The organism is Kribbella sandramycini (assembly GCF_013131805.1).
GTDB classification, from domain to species: domain Bacteria; phylum Actinomycetota; class Actinomycetes; order Propionibacteriales; family Kribbellaceae; genus Kribbella; species Kribbella sandramycini.
The window spans coordinates 267443-290753 of sequence record NZ_JABJRC010000008.1 but is presented as its reverse complement, the minus strand read 5'-3'; the positions used below and the strand labels follow the sequence as shown (position 1 = coordinate 290753).

Genomic DNA, 23311 nt, shown 5'->3' with positions numbered 1-23311 from the left:
GGCCTGCCGGAACAGGCTCCGGAGGTAGTTGGTGAGTGTCTGGGGTCCGGGGCTACGACCGCGGGCCGACGTCGGCGGCGGTGAGCGGGCGCCGCAGCGGAGCGGCGGTGCTGTATTCGTCGGCGCCGATGTCGGCGCGGCCGGTGCGGGGGTGGCCGTCGAGGTCTTGGGTGACGTTGGAGTAGGTGCGGGCGGCGGCGTTGATCGCGGGGCTGGCGGCGGTCAGGTGGCGGATGCCGGTGGTGGTGAGCCGGGGGTCTTGGCGGGTGAAGCCGGCGGCCGGGATGTTGCCGTTGGCGGCGGCGCCCCACAGCAGGTTGCCGGCCCAGGTGATGCCCTGCTGGAAGGGCATCGAGACGAGGGTCTTGCCGGCGTCGCCGATCAGGAGGTTGTCGGAGATCGTGCAGCCGGCCGGCGCGAGGGTGCGCTGACTCTCGCCGCCGATCGCCGTCCCGGAGGAGAGCACGGTGTTGAGGGCGATCGTCACGCGGTCGGGAGCGTCGTTGCCGCGGCGGCTCTCGGGGGAGTCCTCGGGTTTGTGGTCGCGGACGTTCCCGCTGCCCAGCACGATCCCGACCCCGCTCACCTGCTCGACGTAGTTGTTCACGATCAGGTGGTCGTTACCGTAGATCCGGATACCGTTGCTGCCGTTCAGCACGAAGTTGCCCTCGACGCGGCTCCGGTTCCCGTGCCGCAGCACGATCCCGCCGAGACTCGACCGGACGGTGTTGTGCCGGATCGTGTTCCCCGACGACTTCACCGAGACCGCCTCCGGGTCGCCGTTCGCGCGCTCGAACAGGTTCTCCTCGACGATCGCGCCCGCATCGCTGAGCGACCGCCCGCTGAGCCCGAGCCGGATCGGCTCGCCGCCGTTGTCCCCGGCGAAGGTGTGATCGGAGAAGTGGTTCCGCGCGATCCGGACGCCGACCGCCATCCCTGCGCTCCCCGGCCCCTCGACGCCCAGGAACACCCCGAGCGTCGACTTGCCGTGGAAGTGGTTGCGCTCGACCACCGTCGAGTCACCCCGCACCAGCAGCCAGTTCAGCCCTTCGACATCGGCGAACTGCAGGTCGTTCCGGCTGATCCGGATGTTCTTGCAACTGGTCGGGATGTCGAACGTCGTCCGCTGTCGCAGCTTGAACCCCTGAATCACCACGTGCGCCGAATCGCTCAGCACGAATCCGCGGTCGCCGGTCAGCGTCACCCCGCCGACCGTCGCGGCCCGGATCACGATCGGCGCGGACACCGTCCCGCGGCGGCTCTGAACCGGGATGCCCTGGCTGCCGGTGACGGCGTACGTGCCGTCGGCCAGCACGATCTCGGTGCCCGCGCCCGCCGCGGCGATCGCGCGCCGGAGCTCGTCGACCGAGCGGACCTGGACGGCGAGCGCCCGGGCGGCGGCGGGCGGCAGGACGAGGGCGGTGGACGCCAGCGCGCTGGCGGCCAGGAAGGTACGGCGACGTAACTCGGTCATCGGGTCTCCGGTAGTTCGGGGCGGGGTGGAGCACGAAAAATCTGGCGTAAGTCTGGGGGCCCTGCCGACTGAGGGCAAGCGCTTACCGCGAGCTCGCCGGAAACTCCCGTGGGGTGGGAGCTCACGCTCCGCATGTTCCGCGACACAGCCCGTTTGGTGACCCGGGCCACGTGCGCGATAGCCTTCCGGGCAAGCGATCTTTTCGGATGCCGGAGCGGGGTGGTCGGGGCGATGCCAACGGGTGATACGGCCGGAGATGTGGCGCGCCGGATCGGCCCCGAGCTCGACCTGAATCGGCCCTCCGACGCCCGGATCTACGATCTGATGCTGGGCGGTAAGAACAACTTCGAGATCGACCGCCAGTTCTTCGCCGAGCTGCTCAAGATCGCCCCCGAGATCCCGCAGCTGGCCGCGGAGAACCGGCGCTGGCTGGGCGCCGCCGTGAGCCGGATGGCCGGGGCCGGCGTCCGGCAGTTCCTCGATCTCGGCTGCGGCCTGCCCGCCGCCCCGAACCTGCACGAGGCGGCCGGCCCGGCGTCCCGAACGGTGTACGTCGACAACGACGTGACCGCGATTTCGCACGGGCAGGCCCTGCTGGCCGACGAGCAGACGTCGTTCTTCGTACCCGCCGATCTGCTCGATCCGGCGAGTGTGCTCGGGCATCCGGCGGTTACCGAGGTGATCGACTTCCAGCGCCCGGTCGGGCTGGTCTTCGGCCTGGTGCTGCACACCGTCATCGACGAGGACCAGCTGCGCCGTTTGCTCGACGAGTACCTCGCCGGGCTCCCCGCCGGCTCGCAGATCGCCATCACCCACCCGATGAACCCGCGCGACGGCAGCCGGCTGGCCGAGTTCGCCACCGCGATCGAAGAGCGTTTCCAGGAGTCCTTCCCGCGGCTGCGGTTCCGCTCCCGCGGCGAGCTCGCCGAAGCGCTGGCCGGCCTCGAGATCCTCGATCCCGGTATCAGCGATCTGACTCACTGGTGGCCCGCCGGCCAGCAGCAGCTCAGCCCCACCGGCGCGGCCCGGCTGATCCTCGGCGTCCTGGCCCGCAAATAGGTGGTGCCGTGTCGGCATCGCGCCGATGATGGGCGGTATGGGTGATCAGGCGGGCGGACATGCCTGACCTGGTGATCGCCTGTGACGAGTCCGGGTTCTCCGGCAGTAATCTGCTCGATCCCGAGTGGCCCGAGATCGTCCATGCGAGCGTCGATCTGACCGTGCCGGAGGCGGCCGGGCTGATCGCGGCCGTGCGGACCGGCCGGGGTGCGGAGTACAAGTCCAACCGGCTGCTGCGGCCCGAGGAGCGGCCGGCGCTCGAATGGTTCCTGCGGCAGCTCGACGGCCGCGCGCATGTGCACCGCATCGACAAGCGGACGTACGTCGCCCGTCGCGTCCTGGAGCTGTTCACCGGCGAGCCGTCGTACGGCGACGGCACCCGCCTCGGCCGCGCGTTCGACGTCCGCGAGCTGCGGGAGCGGACGGCGTTCCTGGACGCGTTCCTGATCCTCACCCGGACGAAGCGGCTCCGCCTGCTCGACCACGACGCGATCGACCAGTTCTTCGCGCATGGCCCGCCCGAGCTGTCCGGGGTGTCCCGAGCGCATGTCGAGCAGACCCTGCTGCGGCTGATCGACGACGATCCCGCGATCCCGCCGCCGCTCGAGCCGTTGGTCCCGGCGCTGGCCGAGACCGTGTTGTTCTGGGGTGCGGGCGGCCGCTCGGTCGGGGTCGTCCACGACGAGCAGAGCGCGCTGACCCGGCGCCGGGTCGCCCGGCTCCGCGCGTACCTGGCCGAGTTCGCGGACGTCGACCTGGCAGGCTTCGAACAGGTCGACTCCCGGCAGGATCCGCGGGTCCAGGTGGCCGACCTGCTGGCCGGGATCGCCCGCCGCGGCGACCACGATGTCGAGGACCGCTCGACGGCTCCGACGTTCCGGCCGTAAGCAGAGCTCACCGAGGAGGATGTTGTGAAGTACGTGATCCTGATCCACTCCAACCCGCAGCCGTGGGGCCACCCGACGATCGACTTCACCGAGGTCGGCCGGGCGATCCCGGCCGCCGAGCGGGCGGCGATGGACGTCGATTTCGAGCGGATGCTGACCGAGATCTCGGCGTCCGGCGAGCTGGTCGAGGCGCAGGCGCTCGGCGACCCGCAGGACGCCAAGCTCTACCGGGTCGGCCTCGACGGCCGGGTCGCCACCGACGGGCCCTATGCGGAGGCCAAGGAACACCTGGCCGGGTTCTTCCTGATCGACGTCGCGTCGCACGAGCGGGCCGTTGAATTGGCCGAGCAGTTCGCCGGCCCGGGGGACACCGTGGAGCTGCGTCCCACTATGTGAACAAGGGATACGGCGTACATCACAGGTCCGGACGTGACGTACGCCGTATCGCAACGCCGCCACCAGCCTCTAACCTGAATCCGAACTTACCGTGAGTCAGGAGGCGCTGTAGTGACGACCGTCGTCCTGATGGGCCCGCCCGGAGCCGGCAAGGGCACCCACGCCGGCACGCTGGCCGAGCAGATCGCCGTGCCGGCGATCGCCACCGGTGACATCTTCCGCGCGCATGTCGCCGCGGGTTCCGAGCTGGGCCGGACCGCCCAGCAGTACGTCGATTCCGGCGCGTACGTCCCCGACGAGGTGACGAACGCGATGATCCGGGAGCGGCTGGCCGCAGCGGACGCCCGCTCCGGGTTCCTGCTCGACGGCTACCCGCGCACCCTCGACCAGGCAGGCGTTCTGGACGAGTTGCTGGTCGCGCAGGGCCGCGAGCTGACGGCCGTCGTCGTCCTGCACGTCGATCGTGAGTCCCTGGTCGCGCGGCTGCTGAACCGCGCCCAGGTGCAGGGCCGCTCCGACGACTCCGAGGACGTCGTCCGGCACCGGCTCGAGGTCTACAGCAACCAGACCGTCCCGTTGCTCAGCCTGTACGGCGAGCGCGGCCTGCTGCACGAGATCGACGGCAACGGCGACATCACCGAGGTGCGCGAGCGGCTGCTCGAGATCACCTACCAGCTCACCCCCGCGCGCTGACGGCGGCGGAACAACCCAGCGCGGTAAGGGGTTGTGACGGGTATGCATGGTGAGTACAAGGTCCCCGGCGGGAAGTTGGTGGTCGCCGATCTCGACGTGGTGGGCGACCACGTGCGGTCGGCGCAGATCAGCGGAGACTTCTTCCTGGAGCCCGACGACGCCTTGGAGCGGATCAACGGCGCGCTGGCCGGTCTGCCGATCGTGACGCCGGCCGCGCAGGTGGCGGCCCGGGTGCGCGGAGTGCTCGGCGACGGTGTCGAGATGGTCGGTTTCTCCCCGGAGGCCGTCGCGGTGGCGGTCCGGCGGGCGCTGACCGGCGCGACCGGATGGCAAGACCACGACTGGCAGTTCGTGCACGACGTACCGCGCGAGCCCGCGCTGCAGATGGCGCTCGACGAGGTGCTGACCGAGGAGGTCGGCTCGGGCGTGCGGCCGCCGACGCTGCGGGTCTGGGAGTGGGCTTCGAACGCGGTCATCATCGGCAGTTTCCAGTCCCTCGCCAACGAGGTCGATCTGGACGGCGCCAAGCAGCACGATGTCACCGTCGTCCGCCGGATCAGCGGCGGCGGGGCCATGTTCGTCGAGCCCGGGAACACCATCACCTACTCGCTCTACGTCCCCGAATCGCTGGTCTCCGGGCTGTCGTTCGTCGAGTCGTACGCCTTTCTCGACGACTGGGTGATCGGCGCGCTGAACGAGCTGGGGATCGCGGCGACGTACCAGCCGATCAACGACATCACCTCGCCCGCGGGCAAGATCGCGGGCGCCGCGCAGAAGCGCTTCGCGGGTGGCGCCGTCCTGCATCACGTCACGATGGCCTACGACATGGACGCCGCGAAAATGCTGCAGGTGCTGCGGATCGGGCGCGAGAAGCTCTCCGGCAAGGGCACCACCAGCGCCAACAAACGCGTCGATCCGCTGCGCAGTCAGACCGGTCTCGCGCGGCCCGACGTCATCGACCGGATGGTGGCCTCGTTCGGCAACCGCTACGGCCTGACCGAGGGGTCGATCGACGCGGACACCGTCGCGCGCGCCGAAGAACTGGTCGAGACCAAGTTCGGCACGGAGGACTGGCTGAGACGCGTCCCGTAGGGACAGGACGTAGCTGTCTACGTATAGCCCGGCCCGCGCCTGAGTCCTCCTCGCGAAGCCCTGATTCGGGGACTACCTCCTGTCCTTACCGACGCAGCCGGTACAGGGTGGCCCTGGGCAGGACGACCGTGTCGGTGACGTCGAACTTCTTCAGCGCGTCACCGCCGAACGGGGACTCGCCGGCGCCGAGGAAGATCGGCGCGACCATCAGGTCGATCTCGTCGATCAGATCGGCGTCGAGGTACTGGCGGATGGTCGCGGCGCCGCCGGCGACCACGATGTCCTGATCGCCGGCCGCCTCCCGGGCGCGGTCGAGGACGGCCGCGGCGGGCTGGTCGGTGAAGTGGAAGGTGGTGCCGCCGTCCATCACCAGGTCGGGGCGGAGGTGGTGGGTGTGCACGAAGGTCGCGTGGTGGTAGGGCGGGTTCTCGCCCCAGTAGCCGCGCCACGACTCGTCGGCCCAGGCGCCGCGCAGCGGGCTGAACATGTTCCGGCCCATGATGGTCGCGCCGACGCCGTCCCGGAAGCGGTCCAGCTGGTCGACGCCGGGGCCGGTCTCGCCGCGGTCGCGGGCCGCCATCGCGATCAGCATCCAGTCGTGCAGGACCTCGGCGTCATCGCCGAAGGGCTGGTCCAGCCGCTGGTTCGGGCCGGCGCCGTAACCGTCCAGGCTGACGGTGTAGTTCGCCACGATCACCTTGCTCATGTCCGTCTCCTTCCAAAGGGTTGCTGTCACCCCTTGGTCGGAGCCGGATCGCGAGCTTTGACATCACTGTCGATAGTGGTGGTAGCGGCGGCGGTTGACGCCGCTGAACAGGGCGATCCAGAAGATGCCCCAGAGCAGCCACGGCGCGGTCAGCGTGACCGCGGTGACGACCAGGCCGACCATCAGCACCGGCGCCAGGAAGAACAGCGGCGACGGCGCCACCAGCTTCTGCATCGACGTCTCGCGCCGCGCCAGCTGCACCTCGCCCGCCGTCGGCAAGTCGTCGAACAACCCGTTCAACTCGTCCGACCACCGCGCCCGAGTCGCCTGCCCACTGCGCTCCTCGAACTCCTCCTGCGTCAGCCGCCCAGCCACGAAATGCTCACTCAGCGCCTCAACAGCCCGATCCCGCTCCACATCCCCGATCCGCACCCGCCGCTTCGGTTCCGGCCGGACGAGTTTCGGCCACTCCGGCCCGGCGTCGTACCGGTAGCGGTCTCGCCGTGGGTGCGGGCTCATGAGCGGGGCTCGTCGTCGGCGAGGATGCCGTAGAGCTTGCGGCGCAGGTCGGCGACGGCTTCGCGGGCGCGCTCCTGCTGCTCGGGTGTGCCGGTCGACATGATCTGCCACAGGGCGGCGGCGACCTGACCGAGCACCGGCTTGAAGCCGTTGTCGTCGTCGGCCGGCGCGCTCATCGCCTCCCACGGCGCGGCGACCTCGTCCGCGTGCTCGGCGACGTACGCCCGGCCGTCGTCGGTCAGCGTGAACGTCCGCCGGCCGACCTCGGCGTCCGCCGTCACCAGGCCTTCGTCCTCGAGTTGCTGCAGTGTCGGGTAGATCGAGCCGGGGCTCGGCTTCCACGCGCCGCCGCTGCGCTCCGCGATCTCCTGGATCAGCTGATAGCCGTTCATCGGCTGCTCGGCCAGGACGGCGAGGATCGCGGCCCGGACGTCGCCGCGGCGCGCCTTCGGCCCCCGGCTCCGCGGCCCCTGCGCCCACGGCGGCCCGAACATCGGCCCGCCGAACATGCCCCACTGACCGCCGAACCCGTGCGGCCCGCCGGGCCCGCGGCGGCGCCCGTTCAGCGCGGTCTGCAGCTCTCGTTTGAGACTCTCGAAGAAGTCGTCACAGTTCCGTTCCGCACCGGCCCAAGGCCAGCCGGCGGCGTACGCCGATCCCGTCATCCCGACCACCGTTCCTTCACGTTTGCGATACGTCGACGATATATCGCGATCGTTCGGCGCCCAAGGATCCGAAGCTAAGAAAACCCGCCGTCCCTCTCAGGGACGACGGGTTCCGGGGCGCGATCGATCAGGTGGTCATCGACAGATTCGCCGCGCTGGCGATCAGCACCACCGAGGAGCCCTCGACGGCGACCTCTTTCAGCGTCGCGTCGTACGGCAGTTTCGGCAGCGCGATCCCGCGCTTCAGCCGCGCCTCCAGCACCTCGCGGACGACGCTCGGCACGTTGCCGGCCAGCTCGCCGACGGCCAGCGAGACGCGGCCGTTCCGCGCGGTCGGCGTCACCTCGGTGTCGACCGAGACGCCCTGCAGGGACAGCTTCGCCATCAGCTTGCCGTCCACGACGCGCATGGTCAGGCCGTCCAGCCCGGTCGCCCGCGCGGCCAGTTTCGCGATCTCCGGCGGCGCCAGCTGCAACCGGATGTCGGTCGTCTCGACGGTGACCGCGGCGCCGGACTGCTGCTGGATGACGGCGCGCGGCACATGGACGCCCTTCATCGTCACCTGCAGATCCTCGGCCGGGACCTCGGAGAACGTCGGCTTGATCATGTTCAGCGTCACCGACGAGAAGTCCTCGCGCACGACCTGCGGCAGGAAGCCGAACCCGCCGATGTCGACCGACGTGCTCTCCGCGGTCAGGTCGTACCGCGCGGCCTGGGTCACGGCCATCTTGGCCAGCTGCTTCTCCGCGGCCCACGCGGCGGCCCGGTCGGCCGCGACCAGGATCACCCCGAGCACGATCAGCGTCACCAGCAACCGACGTCCCCAGCGACGTGGTTTCCTCGCAGTCATTACAAGCCCTTCCGGCGTCGGCGTCCCCGTCGAACCCCGCACAGCATAGGTCGTGCGTCCCAAGTACGACGCCCGGCATCGGCGATCGGTTCAGCCGGACTTGTCGCCCCGGCGATCACCATGCGTCAATGGTGCTCCGCCTGCTGTGAGGAAGTCATGGACAGCTCGATCCTGCAGACCGTCATCGGTCTGGTCTTCGCCTTCGCCGCCTTCTCCGTGCTGGTCTCGGTACTGACCGAAGCCGCCGCCCGCTACATCGGCTTGCGCGGCGAGTACCTGCTCCGCGGCATCCGCTCGCTGGTCGACGGCGAGAGCCGTTTCGAGCTGCGGCTGCCCGACCTGCTCCGGCGGACGTCACGCGCGCCCGCCGTGGCCGAGGGCGAGCCGGCGCTGCCGATGGTGACGCGGATCGTCGAGCAGCCGATGGTCTCCCGCTCGGCCGACAAGGGCACGCTCCCGGCGAACGCGGGGAACGCGAAACTCAGCGCGAAGGACCGGCGGGCGATCCCGTCGTACGTGTCGGGGCGTTCGTTCGCGCGGGCGCTGATCGGCGTCCTCGTCCCCGAGGGCACCGGCCGGACGACGCTCGACGACGTCCGCGCCGAGATCGAGCGGCTCGAGCCGAAGAACCCGCTTCGGCAACCGCTGCTGGGCCTGCTGGCCGAGGCCGGTGACGATCTGGCCGCGTTCCGCGACAACGTCGAGCAGTGGTACGACGACCACATGGCCCGGGTGTCGGGCTGGTACAAACGCCACGTCCGCTGGATCTCGCTGGCCTTCGCCGCCGTCGTGGTCGTCGTCTTCAACGTGAACGTCGTCGGCATGGCGCGTGCTCTCTACACCGACGAGGCCCTCCGGGACGCCGTCGTCGCGCAGGCCGTCACCACATCCGACTGTGCGAGCAAGACCCCGGACGCCTGCCTGGCCGAACTGCGTGACCAGGTCCCTACCGCGCTCCCGCTCGGCTGGTCACAAGCGCCAGGTTGTGAGAGCGGCAACTGCAGCTGGCTCGACCGGCACGCCCTCACCGACCCGAACCGCGGCCTGGTCGGTGACCTGACGACGTTCGCGCTGGTGCTGCTCGGCTGGGCGCTGATGGCGCTGTCCACGTTGCCCGGCGCCCGCTTCTGGTTCGACACGCTCTCCCGTCTCAACACCCTGCGCTCCACCGGCCCCAAACCCTCGAGCAGCTGAGCCTTCGGGCCCGGTCGCCCGGGCCCGAAGGGGATCAGCGCACTTGGTACGCGTTCAGCGTGGTCTGCGCAACTTTGTTGCCATTAGCATCTACTGCGGTGCTGCGCAGCGAGATCGAACCGGCCGCGGGATGGTTGACCGTCGCCACGCCGTCCTTCAGGCTCGCCTTGATCCAGGTCTTGCCGTCGGTGGCGTACTCGACCGACTTGACCTGGGCGTTCGGCTGGGTGCTGACGGGGATCTGGAAGGCCCGTCCGCCCGGCGCGCTGTTGTCCGGGGCAACCGGTGGCTTCAATGCAACCGTCAGCAGCTGAAGGGGCTCGGACCGCGCGGACACGAACGTCCAGTCGGCCTTGACCTCGAGCTCGCCGCCTGTGCGTTCGGCAGTCGCGCTCAGCCGGTACGTCGAACGCTCGGCCGGCAACTCGGCTGTCAGCGGATCCTCGGGGTTGTCGTTGTGGGCCACCTGGCGGTCGCCGTCCCAAAGGGTGATCGAGCCCTCGTACGCCTCCTTCAGCGCGGTCGCCGGGTGTCCGGCGCTGTCCGACACCAGCGGCAGCTGGATCGTCACTTGGTCGCCGTCCCGGGTCGCGTTCGGCTGGGACGGCCCGATCGCCGGGGCGGCCCAGCTCGTTCGCACCTGGCCGGCCGCTCGCTGCATCTCACCGTGGTGAATGCCGACCGGCGAGAACAGCATCTCCTCCCAGTGGACCGGCGCCGGTGAGCGCAGCACCGTGCGCCGCAACGGCAAACTGATCGGCTCGGCGAAGATGAGCCCCGCCCGCAACCCGTTCAGGCTGCCGCTGGCGAAGGTCCGCGCCTTGGCGCCGGCCGGCCCGTAGTACGTCGTATCGGCCGCGATCAGGTCGCGATCGCGAACCCGCCGGTCGAGGGTGGCCGGGATGCCGCCCTCGGTCGCGAAGAGCAGTTCGTAGCGGTACGTGCTCTGCGGAAGCCCGGTCAGCGTGACCCAGGAGCCGGCCTGCGCGACCAGCCGGCGTACGGCAGGCCCTTCGCCGATCACACTCGGCAGCTCGGGGGCCCTCCCCGGCCAGGCATCGACGTCGGTCACGTAGTTCAGTGTTGCGACGGCGCCGAGCTCACCCAGCCGCCGGACCCGGTCGACGTAGTCCCCAACCTCGTCCCCGCTCAGAGTGAACATTGCCAGCTTGCCCTTCACGTCCGCCTTGGCCAGCTCGGCCTCGGTGGCATGACCGACGTCGACCGTCCGCAGCCGCTTGCTACCGGTGAACCGCGGGCCTTCCCAGGCCCAGTCGACCGGGACCACGGAGCCGTCCGCGCCCGTCAGCCGGACCTCGTCGGCTTTGCTCTTCGACGCGTCCACGAAGCTGAACCCTTCGGCCGGCTGCGTCGACGGGACGGCAAACGCCCGCTCGGCGAACCAGGACGAGTACCCGATCCGGGTCTCACCGACCAGCGACGACACCAGGACTGTGCCTTCGGGCCGGCCGGGTGCGTCGGTCCGGTGCCGCAGCGGCCGCCCGGCGCGCGCGTCGACGGTGATCCGGCGATCGGCGTCCAGAACGAAGTCGGGCTGGTTGAAGACGGTCACCGACGGCGTCACATATCCCTTGTCGGCGGTGTAGATGTAGCCGTTGAACCGGTAGCGGCCCTTCGGCAGGCGGTTCTTTCGGCCCGGTTCGGCGAACCTGAACTGGCCGTCGGGGCTGTCGAGGTCGGTGAGCAGCAGGCTGGCGTCCGCGCCGCTGTTCGGCAGGGCGGCGCCGTGCCGGTCGGTGACCTGTACGTCGAGGTCGAAGCTCTCCGGCTCCTTGTGGACGCCGAACGGCGCCTGAACCACCGTCGTGCCGTCGGCCGAGCGCGCGATGAGCCGGCCCTCGTACGTGCCGACCGGGCCGACCTTGGGGTCGACAGTCACGGTCGCGACCGCTTGCCCGCCGGCCGGCACGGTCAGCTCGGCCTGGTCCACAGCTGCGAATCCGGCCGGCGCTTCGTTGCCCTCGGCGTCCTTCACGGTCAATTGGGTGCGCAGGGCAACAGATTTGTTGCTCAGATTCCGGAAGCTGACCTTGCGCTGGACGGCGGGCCGGTCGGCATGCGGCCAGCTGAGCAGGCCGAACTGTAGTGCGGCCGCATCCGCGACGACCTGTTGCCGGTCGGCGCGCGCGACGTCGAGCCGACCGGCGCCCTGCGCGCTGACGGCGATCCCGTCCAGTGGTTTCGCGCTGCTCATCAGCACGTCCTTGATCCGGTCGCCGGTCCAGTCCGGGTGTTGCGCGGCCAGGATCGCGGCGGCGCCGGCGACGTGCGGCGATGCCATCGACGTACCGGACATCCGGGCATACGACGCGTCGACGGCGTCCCCGTCCAGGGTATCCTTGGCCCGGGCCGCGACGATATCCGAGCCGGGCGCCGCGAGATCGGGTTTGAGGCCGAAATCGCCGTACCGCGGGCCGCGGGAGGAGAAGTCGCTCAGCTCGTCCTGCTTGGTCACACTGCCGACGGCCAGTGCGCGATCGGCCGCGGCCGGGCTGGTGACGGTTCGATCGCCGCCGTTGTTGCCGGCCGCAACGACGAACAGCGTGCCGGAGGCGGCCGAGATCCGGTTCAGCTCCTGGGACAGTGGGTCGGTGCCGTCCGACGGCTCACCGCCGAGACTCAGATTGACCACCTTGGCGCCGCTGTCCGCGGCCCACTGCATGCCCGCGATGATCGCGTCGTACGAGCAGCCGTCCCAGACGCAGACCTTGCCGATCAGCAGATCCGCGCCTTTCGCGACCCCGGTGTACTTGCCGCCGGACGCCGTCCCGCGACCGGCCGCGGTCGACGCGACATGGGTACCGTGCCCGACCTGGTCCTGGATACCTTCCCCGGTGAAGTCCTTGCTGCCGGTGACGACCCCGGCCAGATCGGGATGCCCGGTGTCGTACCCGGTGTCCAGGACGGCGAGCTTCGCGCCCTGGCCGGTGTGACCCGCTTGCCACGCGGCCGGGGCACCGACCTGGGCGACGCTCGCGTCCAGCGTGGGCTTCGCCTTCGCGTTCAGCCAGACCTTCTTGACTCCAGCCGGCAGCTCGGTGAGCGCAGCGGTCGCCTTGGCGGTGGCGACCGCGGTCAGATTCCCCTTGGGCAGCTGCCGGATCACCTTGCCGAGCGTGCTGACCGACCGGCGTCCATCTGTCTGGACCAACAGCGGCATGGTGCTGGTCTTGGCATCTGCATAGCCCTGTCTGATCAGACCAGTGACGTCGAACAGCGCCCTGTCGAGCTTCCCGGCCTTAACCAACCCGGCCACATCAGCCGGAATCACCGTCACCCCCTTCGGACCGACGCTCTGCAGAAACCCGACCCGACGCCCAGCCCGCGCCTCGACCGTGACATCCCAACTCTTCCCGACCGGCCGCACCCGCACCTTGTCCCCGGTCACCAACGTGACCACCTGCTCAGCCCCCGGCGCAGGGGGCTTCTTGGCCTCAGCACCCCCAGGCCCGGCACCCGCCACCACCAGCAGCCCGGCCACCACCACAGCCGACGCTCTTCGTCCCAGACCCACGAACCCACTCCTCACCTCGGAAACTCGTGGCCCCAGGACGAACACCCCCACCGAACCGATGACCTTTCGACCCCGCTCGAAGCCCTCCCAGCCCGCTGAGCGTGGCCATACGAGGTCGTGTATCCCGCGTATGAACGGCTGGGGGACGTTTACCGCCAGCTGGCGGGCGGGGCGTTGGCGGTCGGTCCGATGCGCTCAGCCTGGGGGTTTTCATGCGCGTGGTGGCAATTGGTACGGCGGTGGCGCTTGCTGCCGGTCTGTTGGTCGGTGCGGGGACTCCGGAGGCGGCGGCGGTTTCGAAACAGCCGCCGCTGCAGGAGGAGAAGGTGGTGGCCAGTAAGAGCCTGCAATCGCGCAGTACGAGCAGGTGGTCGCAGCCTGCGATCAGGTCGGTCTGGCTCGCCGACAGGTCGGTGTGTCGATCAACCTCGGCGCCGTCCATCGAGAGCTCGGAAACCTGGCTCAGGCGCGCAGCTGCCTGCAGTCCGCGCTGCACATTGCCCAGAGCAACGACTTCCCCACCACTGCGATCCGTGGCAACCTCGGCGCCATTTACGAAGAGATGGGCTGCTTCGAAACGGCCGGCCACGAGTACACGTCGGTTCTCGAGTTCGCTGACGTCACTGCGCCCGAGAAGGCCTTCTGCCTCACCTCACTGAGCGCAGTGCACCGCCATGCTGGCCGCCTCAGCCAGGCTCGCACCTGCGCAGCCGAGGGCCTGGAGCTGCACCGCGCCACCGGCAACCGCGCTGGGGAAGCCTTCGCCCTGGAGAACCTGGCTGCCGCCGACCTGGACCGCGGCGACCTCATCACCGCTCTGACCGAAGCCCAGGCCGCCCTCGCCATCGCCCAGGACATCGCCAACCCACGCGCCGAAACCGCCACTCTCACCATGCTCGCCACCGTCCACCTCCGTACCGGCGACCACCCCCAAGCGGAGCACTACTACGAGCTGGGCCTCCAGTCCGCCCGCACCCACCGCATCACCTACCTGGAGGTCGCCGCCCTCCTCGGCCTGGCCGCCACCCACGCCGCCACCAACCACGCCGACCAAGCCGCCAACCTCTGCACGACTGCCCTCCACACCGCCACCACCGCCGGCTTCACCCACCACGCCGCCACCGCCCGCACCCTGCTGACGAAGCTCTCCGCCCAGCACGCCTGCTGAATCTCAGACTCGGTCGAGGACGCCGAGGGTCAGGTCGGGTTCCAGCGCTTCGAAGTTCCAGGTGGGGCCGGTTACCTGGTTGGTGACCCAGAAGGACATGGTTTGGTCGGTGAGGGAGCGGGCGTAGTTGGCCAGGGACCAGTCGTTGCCGCCGTCGTGCCAGGCGAGGCGGTCGCCGTCGGGGGCGGTGCGGACGTTCCAGCCGTAGGCGTAGGACTCAGCGGTGTGCGGGGTGAAGAGCTTGGTGCGGGTGCTGGCTGGGAGGACGGTGTCGTCGAGGAGGGCCCGGTGCCAGCGGAACAGGTCGCGGGCGGTGGAGAGGAGGCCACCGCTGCCGCGAAGGTTCCAGTGCGGGCCGTCGTCGGCCCAGGGGTGGTCCATCGGGCGGCCTTGCGAGCGGCCGGCGGCGTCGTACTCGACGGCAACGCGGTCGGTCGGCCAGCGGGGGAGGAGGTAGCCGGTGTCGGTCATGCCGGCCGGCTCGAAGAGGTGTTTGGCGAGGAACTCCTCGTAGCCCAGGCCGGAGACCTTCTCGATGATGGCGGCGAGCAGGCCGTAGCCCAGGTTCGAGTACTGGAAGTCCGGTCCCTGGGTGAGCTTGGAGGCGAGCGCCTGCTTGATCAGCTGCTCGCGGCTCAGGACGTCGTAGTCGTCGCCCAGTCCTTCGACGAGCCCGGACGTATGGGTGAGCAGGTGATGAATGGTGATCGCGCGTTTGTCAGCGGGGACGGGGCCGAGGTGGACGGCGATCGGGTCGGTGATGCGGAGCTTGCCCATCGTTTCGAGTTCGAGGACGGCGGCCGCGGTGAACTGCTTCGTGATCGACATGACGTCGTACACGGTGTCGCAGGTCGCCGGGATGCGTCGCTCCCGATCGGCAAAGCCGAAACCCGCGCAGTGCACGAGCTGGTCGCCACGGGCCGCGATCACGGTTCCGCCGGGGCCGGCGGGAACAGTGCGGGCCAGGTACGCCGCGACCGGGTTCGGTCGGGGTGCGGAGCAGGCAGTGACGCCGAGCGCAACGATCACGGCCAGGGCGACGCGGTACATGGGACCTCCGGGATCCATCGGGGAGATCCACACGTTGACCGGGGCAACAGCCGCCGAACAACCCTTCCAGGTGTTCGAATGCGTACGAACCCGTACGAACGGAGCGCAGATGACACCCGACGACTCGGCCTTCCTCACCGACCTCAGGCGCCTGAAGGCAGACACCGGCCTGAGCTACCGCCAGCTCGAACGCAACGCCGCCAAACTCGGCGACACCCTGCCCGCCTCCACCGCCGCCACCATGCTCAACCGCAAAACCCTGCCCCGCAAAGACCTCCTCCGCACCTACCTCCGCGCCTGCGGCCTCACCGCCCCCCAACAAACCCCCTACCTCAAAACCCACACCAACCTCACCACCCCAACCCCTGCCGCCCTCCCCGAGCCCGCGCGGCCGCTTCGGCGTCCCCGGCTCGCCCGCCGGCAGTTGGTGCTCGCCGCGGCCGCGCTGCTGATCGCCTTCACCACGGGCACCCTCAGCGCCGTTCTACCCGCCGAAGCAGTCGCGGAACAGGAGTCCTACGCGGCGACGCCGCGACTCAGTCGGTGCGGCCCTTGAGGCGGCGTTGCAGGACGCGCTCGGTTTCGCGGTCGGCCTCGCGTTCGGCGAGGGTTTGGCGTTTGTCCCAGTTCTTCTTGCCGCGGGCGAGCGCGATCTCGACCTTCGCGTGACTGTTCTTGAAATAGAGCAGGACCGGGACGATGCTCAGACCGCCCTCGCTCACCTTGCGCTCGATCTTGTCGATCTCGGCGCGGTGCAACAGGAGCTTGCGCTTGCGGCGCGAGCCGTCGTTGAACCAGCGCGCCTGCGAGTACTGCGGGATGTGGACGCCGTGCAGCCAGATCTCCCGGTCCTCGACCATGGCGAAGCCGCCGATCAGCGAGGCGCGGCCGGCCCGGAGCGCCTTCACCTCCATCCCCTGCAACACGATCCCGGCCTCCCAGGTCTCGCCCAGGTGATAGTCGTGAGCCGCCTTGCGGTTGCGGGCGACGACGGGATCGGACTGCGGTTTCTTCACGGGACGATTCTGCCGCAGCTTCCCTCAGGAAGCTCTTGGGTTTGCTTGTTACGCTGGGTGATCCCCTCCTGGCCAACGATGACTGAAGGGTTCTCCCCGCATGGGTATCTTCGACTCGCTCAAGGACAAAGCCTCCGAGCTCCTCTCGGGCGCCACCGACAAGGTCACCGAGGCCACCGGCATCGACCTGTCCGGCGCCGCCGACAAGATCTCCGAGACCACCGGCGTCGACGTCACCGGCGCCGCCGACCAGGCCACCCAAGCCGCTGAAGGCCTCGGCGAAACCGCCCAGGGCCACGCCGAAGCGGTCCAGGACCAGGCCAACGCCTTCGGCGACCAGGTCACCGAAGCCACCGGCATCGACCTCCCCACCGAAAACCTCACCGACCAAGCCACCGACAAATTCGGCGAAGCCACCGGCCGCTGACCCCAATCGAGCTGCTCCCACGCTGGGACGCGGGAGCAGCTCGGGCGCCGTCAAGATCTTCGACGGTGCTCGAAGCCTGCTTCGCCCGTCCTCGAATCTGTAGGACGAGGAGGACGCAGCTGATTACCTCCAATCCGCGGCAGCGGCTCGCGCTGTCGCGGATCGGAGGAGCAGAGAGTGCGTCAGACGTACGAGAAGAATGCACGGCGAGCCGTCGGCCGGATCTTGATCGGTGCGGTGGCTGCGGTCGCCATGGCAATCCCGGCAGGCAGCGCGTTCGCCGCGCCGGCCGGCCAGTCGACCGGGTCCGGCCCGGTGACCGTCCAGGCCAGGAAGTCGTTCGGCCCTTATGTGGATCTCACCGACTGCAGCTACTGGCGTGGGTACCTGGCCGGTAGCGGCAAAGCCAGCTGGGTAGGGAACTGCGAGCGCCACCCGGTTACCGGCCAATGGTGGTTCCTGGCGGACGTCAACTGATCAGGAACTCGCCGCGTGCATCGGCATTTGGCGACCCGTGCGCCAAATGCCGATGGTGCCCCCGGCAGGATTCGAACCTGCGACGCACGGTTTAGGAAACCGCGCTATCCGACCTCCAGGGGCATCTCCAGGCGTATCGAGCCACCACCAGTTCGACTCTCTCCAACTCTGGTTGACTCAGATCAACACCCGCATGTTCCCACCAGTGTTCCCACGCCACGAGCCTTCCTCTAGACGAGACACTTCTGTGCGACGGTGTAAGCGACTCCGTCCAGAATCGCCGGTTCGAGCACTTGCCGCCTAGTCGGATGCCGGTGAGCTGGAAACCGGCCGACATCGGGCCTGATGCTGGGCCAGCTGCGCGGGGGTAACCAAAATGGACGCGCGGCCACAGCGGTGGATGGCGCGAAGCGACAGCTTGGGCGATAGCCTGGCACGCCTCTACGAGGATTGGTGGCCCGATGGGTGAGGAACAGCCGTCTCCGAGGCGCCGGGCAGTCAAGCTTGATCCACTGCCTCGATGGCTCACTGGACTAGTCGGTGCCGTAATGCTCTCCGCCGGGGGGACAGCCACATTTACCCAAGACGTTGAGGCTGGGCCTGTCGCTCTTATCGTCAGCGGTTCGCTGTTCGTGCTAATCGGCATCGCGGGTGTCTTGCCTACACGACTCAAAGTTGGCGAGGGCGAGGCGGAATGGATCGAAGTGGTCGGCGAGGCCATCGAGACAGTAGTAGAGGCCGTGCGGCCTGAGGCGCGCGTGCAGGTAGAGCACGCGCTCCAGGAGCTGTACAGCTTCGCGCCGGAGGTCGCGCAGGTTGTCCGCCAAGCTAGCGCGGGAGAGTACGTTCTACTCTCCCGGCTTGCCAGCTCTGTCGAACGACTAGGCCTCGAGATTGCCCTCGAGCCGGGGATCCGAGTGAACGGTGCACGGCCTGACGCAATCGTCACCGACGACATCGGACGCAAGCTGTGGGTGATTGCAATAGGGCGTCGCCTCAAGTCTTGGCAAGTCGGAGTCACGCGGCAGCTGCTGACAAGGATCAAAGCTCAGAATGAGACGTTCGTTGGGGTCCTGATCATCGCGCCGGCTTTGCAAGGCAACGAGCAACGAACCGATCGGACCTCGGATGGGACCATCTGGGTTGCGCTAGCGCGCAAGGGGTTCGAGGGCGATTTCGACCATGCACTCGGCGAAGCGTTCGACCTGCACCGGTGATGGGCTTCTCTGACCGCCTCTATCCTCTCTCTTTGACCTGTGTTCATGGCACGAATCCATGGCACGTAGCGACAGGCTGGCGCCTGGCGAATGCCACCTGGCAGGTATCCGGGTCGCCGTTCGCTGAGCGCCGCGGACTAGCTCATAGCTTGTCGTAGCCCCCGTGGCGGAAGCCGCCCGGATCGACATCATCGACGACCCGTTCCATCCTGAGCACCGAGTCGATCACATAGGCAGTCGCCTGACGGATGTCGCTCTCGGTCCAGTCGCTGTCTCCGTCGCGTCGCATGAGTTCGCCGCTGATATTGAGTGGGCTCGCTCTGATGAATCGGCGTTGCCAGAGGAGGAACAGCGGCACATCGATCCCGAACGCCGTGAGGCGGCCAAGCGTCTGTAACCTACGGAATGAGGTCTCCAAGTCGGCCCTTACGCTCCTTGCATCGACCCGCTTCGGCTCAGCGAGCGCGAGTACGTCGGTCCTGATCGGCGGACCCACGAGGTTCTCCCCACCGTGGCTGAATGCGTGTTCGAACGCGGCACGAAGCCACCCCATCGCACTGATGAGGTCGCTGTTCCTCTCGGCCTCGGCAGCTCTACTCAGATACCGTCGCACGATAGGCGAGCGGAGCGCGTCCATCTCGTAGGCGAGAAAGTCGACGTCCCACGCGATGCGCGCGATTCCGACAGCCGCGTCCCGTGAGTAGACGAGGCACTCAAGAACCTCCACCTCCGTGGGGATACGCGCCTCGTGCTGTGCGGCGTTGCGCAGACTGCGCACATGCTCCAAACCTGACCGGCCCGGAACGTCGTTCGCCAAGCTCGCATTCCTCAGTGTGTCGGCCGCACTCTCCAGCATGGGGCGGAAGCCTGGAATCTTCGGATCTGTCTTCGCGCCGAGCAGTCGCCCAGCATCGAACAAAAACGCCCGAACCACGGTCTCAAGGGTGAAGTCGAACTGCACGACGGCCGACACTCGATCTGCGCCGGACGAGCCGGCCGTCGCCAGAGACTCAGCCGCGCGGTGCATCTGTCGCGCGACGCGCAACCGCCTAGCTGTCCTCTCGCCTACCTCGCTGAACAGAACGCCAGAACTCATGGCGGCACGATAGCCCCCGAGTCACCGAGCTGAATGGCGAGACTCGTATCAACGGCGCGCTCCCCACTCGCAGCGGGGCAGTATCAGTCGCCGTTCACATGGATCGACCGTGGTCTGTTCCGACGAGAGTTCCTAGGTCCGTGCCACCCCTTGGACTCGATCGCCGACGGCATCTACGGGCGGGGGATACCCTTGTTGTGTGGTGGATAGGACGTTCGTTGGAGCCGAGGTCCCTCGGGATGCGACATGTCACGTGTGCGGCCTATCTGCGCCGTTAACCCGCGCTCACGTGCCGCCTCAATGCGCTGGCAATGGTCACCCCGTGCGTCGGGCGCGAGTCGTGATCGAGAACCAGATCATGAAGCACAGCCGATCCCTGGAAGGTGGGTTATGGTTCCGGACTGTCTGTGCAGCGTGCAACGGACTGGCCGGCCGCTACGACAATGACTACGGCTCCTTCGCGGAGGAGATCCATAAGCGACAGATGCCCGGTGGGCTCGTTCTCCCGAAGCGGAATGGTGTGCCGTCCGTAAAGGTCGTGCCCGGACGCGTAGCGCGCTCGGTCTTACATGCCATGGTCGCCCTCGCGCCGTCGTTTCGTAGGATCCATCCCACGTTCGTCGCTGCGCTGCAGGAGGACCTGCCGGAGCTGCGGCTCCCCGAAGGCCTGGAGCTTCGGATCGCTTCAACTACCGACGACTTCTGCCGCATCTCAAGCGGATTTGCTATGCACCGAGTTCTGACGAAACGAGTAGACCATTTTCCTCTGGCCGAGGTCTTCTTTCGCCCGTTGGCCTGGGCGCTGACAGGGCCAGCGATAGGTGATACGCAGCGGCTGCTGGATGTCGAGGGCTGGGGTGATGCGACAGACTGGATCACCTGTAGCCCCCAGGCCTCTGCGGTCGACCTGCGTGACGTCATTGAATCGATTCCGATCGTGCGTCATCCTATGCGCGGCCGACGCGACGAATGGGTCGAGCTCCTCGGCCCGGAAAGCTACTTGCTCGAAGGATTCGTTCCTCGCGGGCAAGTCCCGAAGGTCAACTGACCGCGCCCCGGTCTCGGCGGATGACCAGCACCGTGCCGGCGAGTATGACTTACATCCCGGCTGGTACGGCGTCCTGAATTCGTGTTCGGATGGCTGGCCAAGGCAGCTGTCGGCCTGGTGCGCCGCGGGGGGTGTGCAGCGGCCATACGTCGTCGCCGTAGATCAGATGCACGCCGGCGGCCGAGAGCGCCTGGATGTGGGAGTGCCAGTTTGGTTGGCCGGCGTGTGCTGCGTTGATTCGGGGAAAGACGACGACCGGGGGCTGCCGTCTGCCGATCGCTTCGCAGACTGCTGTCAGGGCCTGGTTGTCGGCTAGGCCGAGTGCGAGCTTGGCGACTGTGTTCGCTGTCGCGGGGATGACTGCGTAGCAGTCGACCTCTGGGTGCGGGCTGCGCTCGCCCGGGAGTCTTGGAGTGCTTCGAACCGGCAATCCGGTGACGGCGGCGATCTTGTCGACTTCGCCAATTGCTTCGAGCCAGGTAGCTGCGGTCGGTGTGAGGGTGACCGCGATGGTCCAGCCGTCGCTGATCATCGGTTCGATGAGCCGTTCGCGGATCTCTTCGACTCCGCCGGCGGCGGCGCAGACCAGGCCGAGGACGCGGCGGGTCAACGGATCGCCCGGCAGCGTTCGGCGAGAGCGAGGATCTCGGAGTGACGCTGGCCGCTCGTGACTGGCGAGCGTCTCTGGATCTGCCTGACGATTTCACGCACGGCAGGATTATGTCGCACCAGAGCTGGCGACTTCTGCTCCGCAGTCAGCAGCGCGGTGATCGCCGCGTCGTCTTGCGCCGAGTAGGCGAGGGCGCGGGCAAGGTCGATCTGGTGTGCAACTTGGCGGACCGTTGGCAGCGGCGAGGTGTCGACTTGCGGCGCCCGCTCGGTGACGAACGCGATGTCGCCAAGGTCAAGGGCGGCAGACAACCGGTGGAGTTTGACGTTCGTCGGTCCGAAGGAGGTCTGCCAGTGGTTCGCGTCGGCGCCGAGCTGGTCGGCTGCGCGCTCGGCGGAGTCCAGCAGTTCGGTGGCCGTAGAGCGGTCATTTCGCCTTGCCGCGGCAGTTGCCATGCGGAGGTCGAGCATGCCGAGCAGGCTTAGTGCGGCCGGGTCGAGGTCTCGGACGTTGTCCGTGAACCACGTGCGGGCGGTCTGGCCGAGTTGGATCGCGTCGTCGTACCGACCAACGGCAAGTAGAGCGTGTGTTCCTGCTCTGGCTGCCGATGCGAGCACCAGCGGGTCGTCGGAGCTGTCCGCAGCGTTCATAGCGCGCTCTGCAGCGATCCAGGCGAGGTCAGCCTCGCCGATCTTGGTGAGCGTCGTGGCGGCCAGGTGGTGGACTCGAGCCGACACCGCGGCGCCGGCGCGGGCGTCGTTTGCTTCGAGCGCCTGCGCGGCCCGGATGAGGTCAGGAAGCTTGGTGATCGCAGGTCCGATGCGCCCCTGCTGATACTGGTCCCAAGCGCCTTCCGTCCGGCTGGCGATCTGGGCCCGGTCCGGATGCCAGTCAGCGCCAGCCCCTGTAAAGAGCCGCCGCGAGAGGCGCTGCGGCGCCATGAGCGCGTCGCGCACGGCCGGGACGTCATCCTGTTGGTGCTCGTCCTCCAGGAGTACTGGTTGGCCGACCAGGTCGCCCAGTGTGATGCGGAGTGCCGATGCCAGTTCTTCGAGGAGGTCGAGCCGGCGGATGTCGCGCTCGCCGCGCTCGATCTTGCTCAGCCAGTCTTCCGATCGGCCGACGAGGCTGGCTAGTACCGACTGCGTGAGACCACGACGCTGCCGGTAGAACGCAATGCGTTCTCCGATGCTGAGGTGATCGCCGACGCCGCGCATACCTCAACGATAGGTCAGCAGTCGGCTGAGACCACCCGGACAGTTTGTCCGGGTCCTTCTTCCAACTCCAGTGTCAACTGGTTCACATGACCCCACTAGACCGCCGCAGTTCAACCGACTCACTCGGGTTGCGTGAGGCTGGGGCGGCCGGCGAGCTGTTCCAGTTGCTCAACGCGGGCGCGAAGGTCATCGAGTTGCGCTTGCAAAGTCTGCTCGACAGAAACGTTGTTACTGGTGGCTGTGACGAATACGCCGACACCTTGGGTGCTTCGGAGAAGGCCTTCACGGCGAAGGAGATCGATGGCGCGCCGCGCGGTCATGGTTGCGACGTCCAGATCCTTCGCCAGCTTCGGGCCGGACGGGAGCTTGTCCCCGGGTTTCAGTTCGCCGCTCGCGATAGCGGCGCGGATGGCGTCCGCGACCTGGACGTAGGGCGCGTTCGGTGACGTGTGATCCAACTTCATAGCTGAACGGTAGTCCGAGCTAGATCAGCTAGCCAGGTCGGCCGGCGAACTGTTGTAGAGTCTAGTTAACTAGTCTAGTCTAGTGAAGACTAGCTAAGTGAAGGAGAGTGGAGTTGTGGAGCACAACGAGTCCAAGTCGGACTGGCTGTCGGTGGCCGACGTTGCCCGATCGATGGGCATGTCGGAGATGACGCTCTATCGGGCTATCGCCGCGGGGGAGTTTCCCGCGGTCCGCATCGGCCGGCGATTGCTGGTCCCCGCGCGAGTGCTTGAGCGGATGGCGGAGCTGGCGATCTCGACGGGGCGTGAAGTCTCGGCCGCCGAGATCAGTGGTCAGGCGTCATGACGCCGGGCGTCGAGCAGCGCTCGATCAATCAATCAGCAAGTCAGGACCGGCCCTGCACAGGCGCCAACCAGAACAGGGCCGGTTCTCCCGTCACTCAGGTACGAG

25 protein-coding genes and 1 tRNA gene are annotated in these 23311 nt (G+C 68.2%); 13 read left to right on the top strand and 13 right to left on the bottom strand.

Going from position 1 to position 23311, the window contains the following annotated elements; all coding sequences use genetic code 11:
• Positions 1-52 precede the first annotated feature (52 nt).
• Positions 53-1474, bottom strand: coding sequence for a polysaccharide lyase 6 family protein (locus HPO96_RS29485; RefSeq protein WP_171677626.1), 1422 nt, complete (start codon positions 1472-1474; stop codon positions 53-55).
• Positions 1475-1705: 231 nt separating this feature from the next.
• Between HPO96_RS29485 and HPO96_RS29480 the strand changes: the two genes are divergently transcribed.
• The 5 genes from HPO96_RS29480 to HPO96_RS29460 all read left to right on the top strand — a co-directional run bounded on the left by HPO96_RS29480 (position 1706) and on the right by HPO96_RS29460 (position 5601).
• On the top strand, positions 1706-2533 hold the full coding sequence (locus HPO96_RS29480) for an SAM-dependent methyltransferase (RefSeq protein WP_171677625.1): 828 nt from the start codon (positions 1706-1708) through the stop codon (positions 2531-2533).
• Positions 2534-2592: 59 nt separating this feature from the next.
• On the top strand, positions 2593-3420 hold the full coding sequence (locus tag HPO96_RS29475; RefSeq protein ID WP_171677624.1) for a hypothetical protein: 828 nt from the start codon (positions 2593-2595) through the stop codon (positions 3418-3420).
• 24 nt (positions 3421-3444) lie between these two features.
• A complete protein-coding gene (locus HPO96_RS29470; RefSeq protein WP_171677623.1) occupies positions 3445-3816 on the top strand; it encodes a YciI family protein in 372 nt (123 codons plus the stop codon).
• Positions 3817-3927: 111 nt separating this feature from the next.
• The gene (locus tag HPO96_RS29465; RefSeq protein ID WP_337796860.1) at positions 3928-4509 is read left to right on the top strand and encodes an adenylate kinase; all 582 of its coding nucleotides are present in this window, start codon (positions 3928-3930) and stop codon (positions 4507-4509) included.
• Positions 4510-4551: 42 nt separating this feature from the next.
• The gene (locus HPO96_RS29460) at positions 4552-5601 is read left to right on the top strand and encodes a lipoate-protein ligase LplAB (protein ID WP_171677761.1); all 1050 of its coding nucleotides are present in this window, start codon (positions 4552-4554) and stop codon (positions 5599-5601) included.
• 85 nt (positions 5602-5686) lie between these two features.
• Here the strand turns inward: HPO96_RS29460 and HPO96_RS29455 are convergent, their stop codons facing one another.
• From HPO96_RS29455 to HPO96_RS29440, 4 genes are all read right to left on the bottom strand, one after another.
• The gene (locus tag HPO96_RS29455; RefSeq protein WP_171677622.1) at positions 5687-6307 is read right to left on the bottom strand and encodes a dihydrofolate reductase family protein; all 621 of its coding nucleotides are present in this window, start codon (positions 6305-6307) and stop codon (positions 5687-5689) included.
• 63 nt (positions 6308-6370) lie between these two features.
• Positions 6371-6826 carry a DUF1707 SHOCT-like domain-containing protein gene (locus HPO96_RS39295; protein ID WP_171677621.1) on the bottom strand — a complete coding sequence of 152 codons (456 nt, stop codon included), beginning with the start codon at positions 6824-6826 and terminating at the stop codon, positions 6371-6373.
• Entirely contained in the window at positions 6823-7491 is a 669-nt protein-coding gene (locus HPO96_RS29445) for a PadR family transcriptional regulator (RefSeq protein ID WP_171677620.1), read from the bottom strand. Before HPO96_RS29445 ends, HPO96_RS39295 begins: the two co-directional genes overlap by 4 nt.
• 127 nt (positions 7492-7618) lie before the next feature.
• Positions 7619-8341: an LmeA family phospholipid-binding protein gene (locus HPO96_RS29440; protein WP_171677619.1), complete on the bottom strand. Its 723-nt coding sequence runs from the start codon at positions 8339-8341 to the stop codon at positions 7619-7621.
• A 156-nt stretch (positions 8342-8497) separates the two neighbouring features.
• Here HPO96_RS29440 and HPO96_RS29435 point away from each other — a divergent pair, with 156 nt between their 5' ends.
• Complete coding sequence (locus tag HPO96_RS29435; RefSeq protein ID WP_171677618.1) at positions 8498-9535, top strand: hypothetical protein; 1038 nt, start codon at positions 8498-8500, stop codon at positions 9533-9535.
• Between the two features lie 34 nt (positions 9536-9569).
• On the opposite strand, the gene HPO96_RS29430 is transcribed toward HPO96_RS29435, so the two are convergent.
• Positions 9570-13070: a S8 family serine peptidase gene (locus tag HPO96_RS29430; RefSeq protein WP_171677617.1), complete on the bottom strand. Its 3501-nt coding sequence runs from the start codon at positions 13068-13070 to the stop codon at positions 9570-9572.
• A 367-nt stretch (positions 13071-13437) separates the two neighbouring features.
• Between HPO96_RS29430 and HPO96_RS29425 the strand changes: the two genes are divergently transcribed.
• A complete protein-coding gene (locus HPO96_RS29425) occupies positions 13438-14238 on the top strand; it encodes a tetratricopeptide repeat protein (protein WP_171677616.1) in 801 nt (266 codons plus the stop codon).
• Between the two features lie 3 nt (positions 14239-14241).
• Here the strand turns inward: HPO96_RS29425 and HPO96_RS29420 are convergent, their stop codons facing one another.
• Positions 14242-15288, bottom strand: a complete 1047-nt coding sequence (locus tag HPO96_RS29420) for a serine hydrolase domain-containing protein (protein WP_171677615.1) — start codon at positions 15286-15288, stop codon at positions 14242-14244.
• Positions 15289-15397: 109 nt separating this feature from the next.
• Between HPO96_RS29420 and HPO96_RS29415 the strand changes: the two genes are divergently transcribed.
• A complete protein-coding gene (locus tag HPO96_RS29415; RefSeq protein WP_171677614.1) occupies positions 15398-15844 on the top strand; it encodes a hypothetical protein in 447 nt (148 codons plus the stop codon).
• Here HPO96_RS29415 and smpB read toward each other — a convergent pair.
• Positions 15825-16304 (bottom strand): SsrA-binding protein SmpB, encoded by a 480-nt coding sequence (smpB, locus tag HPO96_RS29410; protein ID WP_171677613.1) that lies wholly within the window; start codon positions 16302-16304, stop codon positions 15825-15827. The genes HPO96_RS29415 and smpB overlap by 20 nt on opposite strands.
• Before the next feature lie 100 nt (positions 16305-16404).
• On the opposite strand from smpB, the gene HPO96_RS29405 reads away from it, so the two are divergent.
• Positions 16405-16731, top strand: a complete 327-nt coding sequence (locus HPO96_RS29405) for a hypothetical protein (RefSeq protein WP_171677612.1) — start codon at positions 16405-16407, stop codon at positions 16729-16731.
• Positions 16732-16908: 177 nt separating this feature from the next.
• A complete protein-coding gene (locus HPO96_RS29400) occupies positions 16909-17208 on the top strand; it encodes a hypothetical protein (RefSeq protein WP_171677611.1) in 300 nt (99 codons plus the stop codon).
• Positions 17209-17261: 53 nt separating this feature from the next.
• On the opposite strand, the gene HPO96_RS29395 is transcribed toward HPO96_RS29400, so the two are convergent.
• A tRNA-OTHER gene (locus tag HPO96_RS29395) sits at positions 17262-17331 on the bottom strand.
• Positions 17332-17669: 338 nt separating this feature from the next.
• Here HPO96_RS29395 and HPO96_RS29390 point away from each other — a divergent pair.
• A complete protein-coding gene (locus HPO96_RS29390; protein WP_171677610.1) occupies positions 17670-18425 on the top strand; it encodes a hypothetical protein in 756 nt (251 codons plus the stop codon).
• A 142-nt stretch (positions 18426-18567) separates the two neighbouring features.
• Here HPO96_RS29390 and HPO96_RS29385 read toward each other — a convergent pair whose 3' ends face one another.
• Positions 18568-19521: a hypothetical protein gene (locus HPO96_RS29385; RefSeq protein WP_171677609.1), complete on the bottom strand. Its 954-nt coding sequence runs from the start codon at positions 19519-19521 to the stop codon at positions 18568-18570.
• A gap of 340 nt (positions 19522-19861) precedes the next feature.
• On the opposite strand from HPO96_RS29385, the gene HPO96_RS29380 reads away from it, so the two are divergent.
• Complete coding sequence (locus HPO96_RS29380) at positions 19862-20569, top strand: hypothetical protein (RefSeq protein WP_171677608.1); 708 nt, start codon at positions 19862-19864, stop codon at positions 20567-20569.
• Positions 20570-20618: 49 nt separating this feature from the next.
• Here the strand turns inward: HPO96_RS29380 and HPO96_RS29375 are convergent, their stop codons facing one another.
• The 3 genes from HPO96_RS29375 to HPO96_RS29365 all read right to left on the bottom strand — a co-directional run bounded on the left by HPO96_RS29375 (position 20619) and on the right by HPO96_RS29365 (position 22860).
• On the bottom strand, positions 20619-21179 hold the full coding sequence (locus HPO96_RS29375; RefSeq protein WP_171677607.1) for a flavoprotein: 561 nt from the start codon (positions 21177-21179) through the stop codon (positions 20619-20621).
• The gene (locus HPO96_RS29370) at positions 21176-22396 is read right to left on the bottom strand and encodes a helix-turn-helix domain-containing protein (RefSeq protein ID WP_171677606.1); all 1221 of its coding nucleotides are present in this window, start codon (positions 22394-22396) and stop codon (positions 21176-21178) included. Before HPO96_RS29370 ends, HPO96_RS29375 begins: the two co-directional genes overlap by 4 nt.
• Before the next feature lie 119 nt (positions 22397-22515).
• On the bottom strand, positions 22516-22860 hold the full coding sequence (locus HPO96_RS29365; protein WP_171677605.1) for a GntR family transcriptional regulator: 345 nt from the start codon (positions 22858-22860) through the stop codon (positions 22516-22518).
• Between the two features lie 115 nt (positions 22861-22975).
• Between HPO96_RS29365 and HPO96_RS29360 the strand changes: the two genes are divergently transcribed.
• Entirely contained in the window at positions 22976-23206 is a 231-nt protein-coding gene (locus HPO96_RS29360; protein WP_202886556.1) for a helix-turn-helix domain-containing protein, read from the top strand.
• Positions 23207-23311 lie beyond the last annotated feature (105 nt).

What these genes read in the sequence shown, in the direction of transcription:
- HPO96_RS29420 (WP_171677615.1), bottom strand. Translation starts at nt 15,288, where the DNA reads ATGTACCGCGTCGCCCTGGCCGTGATCGTTGCGCTCGGCGTCACTGCC.
- HPO96_RS29485 (WP_171677626.1), bottom strand. Translation starts at nt 1,474, where the DNA reads ATGACCGAGTTACGTCGCCGTACCTTCCTGGCCGCCAGCGCGCTGGCG.
- HPO96_RS29390 (WP_171677610.1), top strand. Translation starts at nt 17,670, where the DNA reads ATGGGTGAGGAACAGCCGTCTCCGAGGCGCCGGGCAGTCAAGCTTGAT.
- HPO96_RS29475 (WP_171677624.1), top strand. Translation starts at nt 2,593, where the DNA reads ATGCCTGACCTGGTGATCGCCTGTGACGAGTCCGGGTTCTCCGGCAGT.
- HPO96_RS29385 (WP_171677609.1), bottom strand. Translation starts at nt 19,521, where the DNA reads ATGAGTTCTGGCGTTCTGTTCAGCGAGGTAGGCGAGAGGACAGCTAGG.
- HPO96_RS29445 (WP_171677620.1), bottom strand. Translation starts at nt 7,491, where the DNA reads ATGACGGGATCGGCGTACGCCGCCGGCTGGCCTTGGGCCGGTGCGGAA.
- HPO96_RS29370 (WP_171677606.1), bottom strand. Translation starts at nt 22,396, where the DNA reads ATGCGCGGCGTCGGCGATCACCTCAGCATCGGAGAACGCATTGCGTTC.
- HPO96_RS29435 (WP_171677618.1), top strand. Translation starts at nt 8,498, where the DNA reads ATGGACAGCTCGATCCTGCAGACCGTCATCGGTCTGGTCTTCGCCTTC.
- HPO96_RS39295 (WP_171677621.1), bottom strand. Translation starts at nt 6,826, where the DNA reads ATGAGCCCGCACCCACGGCGAGACCGCTACCGGTACGACGCCGGGCCG.
- HPO96_RS29405 (WP_171677612.1), top strand. Translation starts at nt 16,405, where the DNA reads ATGGGTATCTTCGACTCGCTCAAGGACAAAGCCTCCGAGCTCCTCTCG.
- HPO96_RS29455 (WP_171677622.1), bottom strand. Translation starts at nt 6,307, where the DNA reads ATGAGCAAGGTGATCGTGGCGAACTACACCGTCAGCCTGGACGGTTAC.
- HPO96_RS29480 (WP_171677625.1), top strand. Translation starts at nt 1,706, where the DNA reads ATGCCAACGGGTGATACGGCCGGAGATGTGGCGCGCCGGATCGGCCCC.
- HPO96_RS29440 (WP_171677619.1), bottom strand. Translation starts at nt 8,341, where the DNA reads ATGACTGCGAGGAAACCACGTCGCTGGGGACGTCGGTTGCTGGTGACG.
- HPO96_RS29365 (WP_171677605.1), bottom strand. Translation starts at nt 22,860, where the DNA reads ATGAAGTTGGATCACACGTCACCGAACGCGCCCTACGTCCAGGTCGCG.
- HPO96_RS29460 (WP_171677761.1), top strand. Translation starts at nt 4,552, where the DNA reads ATGCATGGTGAGTACAAGGTCCCCGGCGGGAAGTTGGTGGTCGCCGAT.
- HPO96_RS29415 (WP_171677614.1), top strand. Translation starts at nt 15,398, where the DNA reads ATGACACCCGACGACTCGGCCTTCCTCACCGACCTCAGGCGCCTGAAG.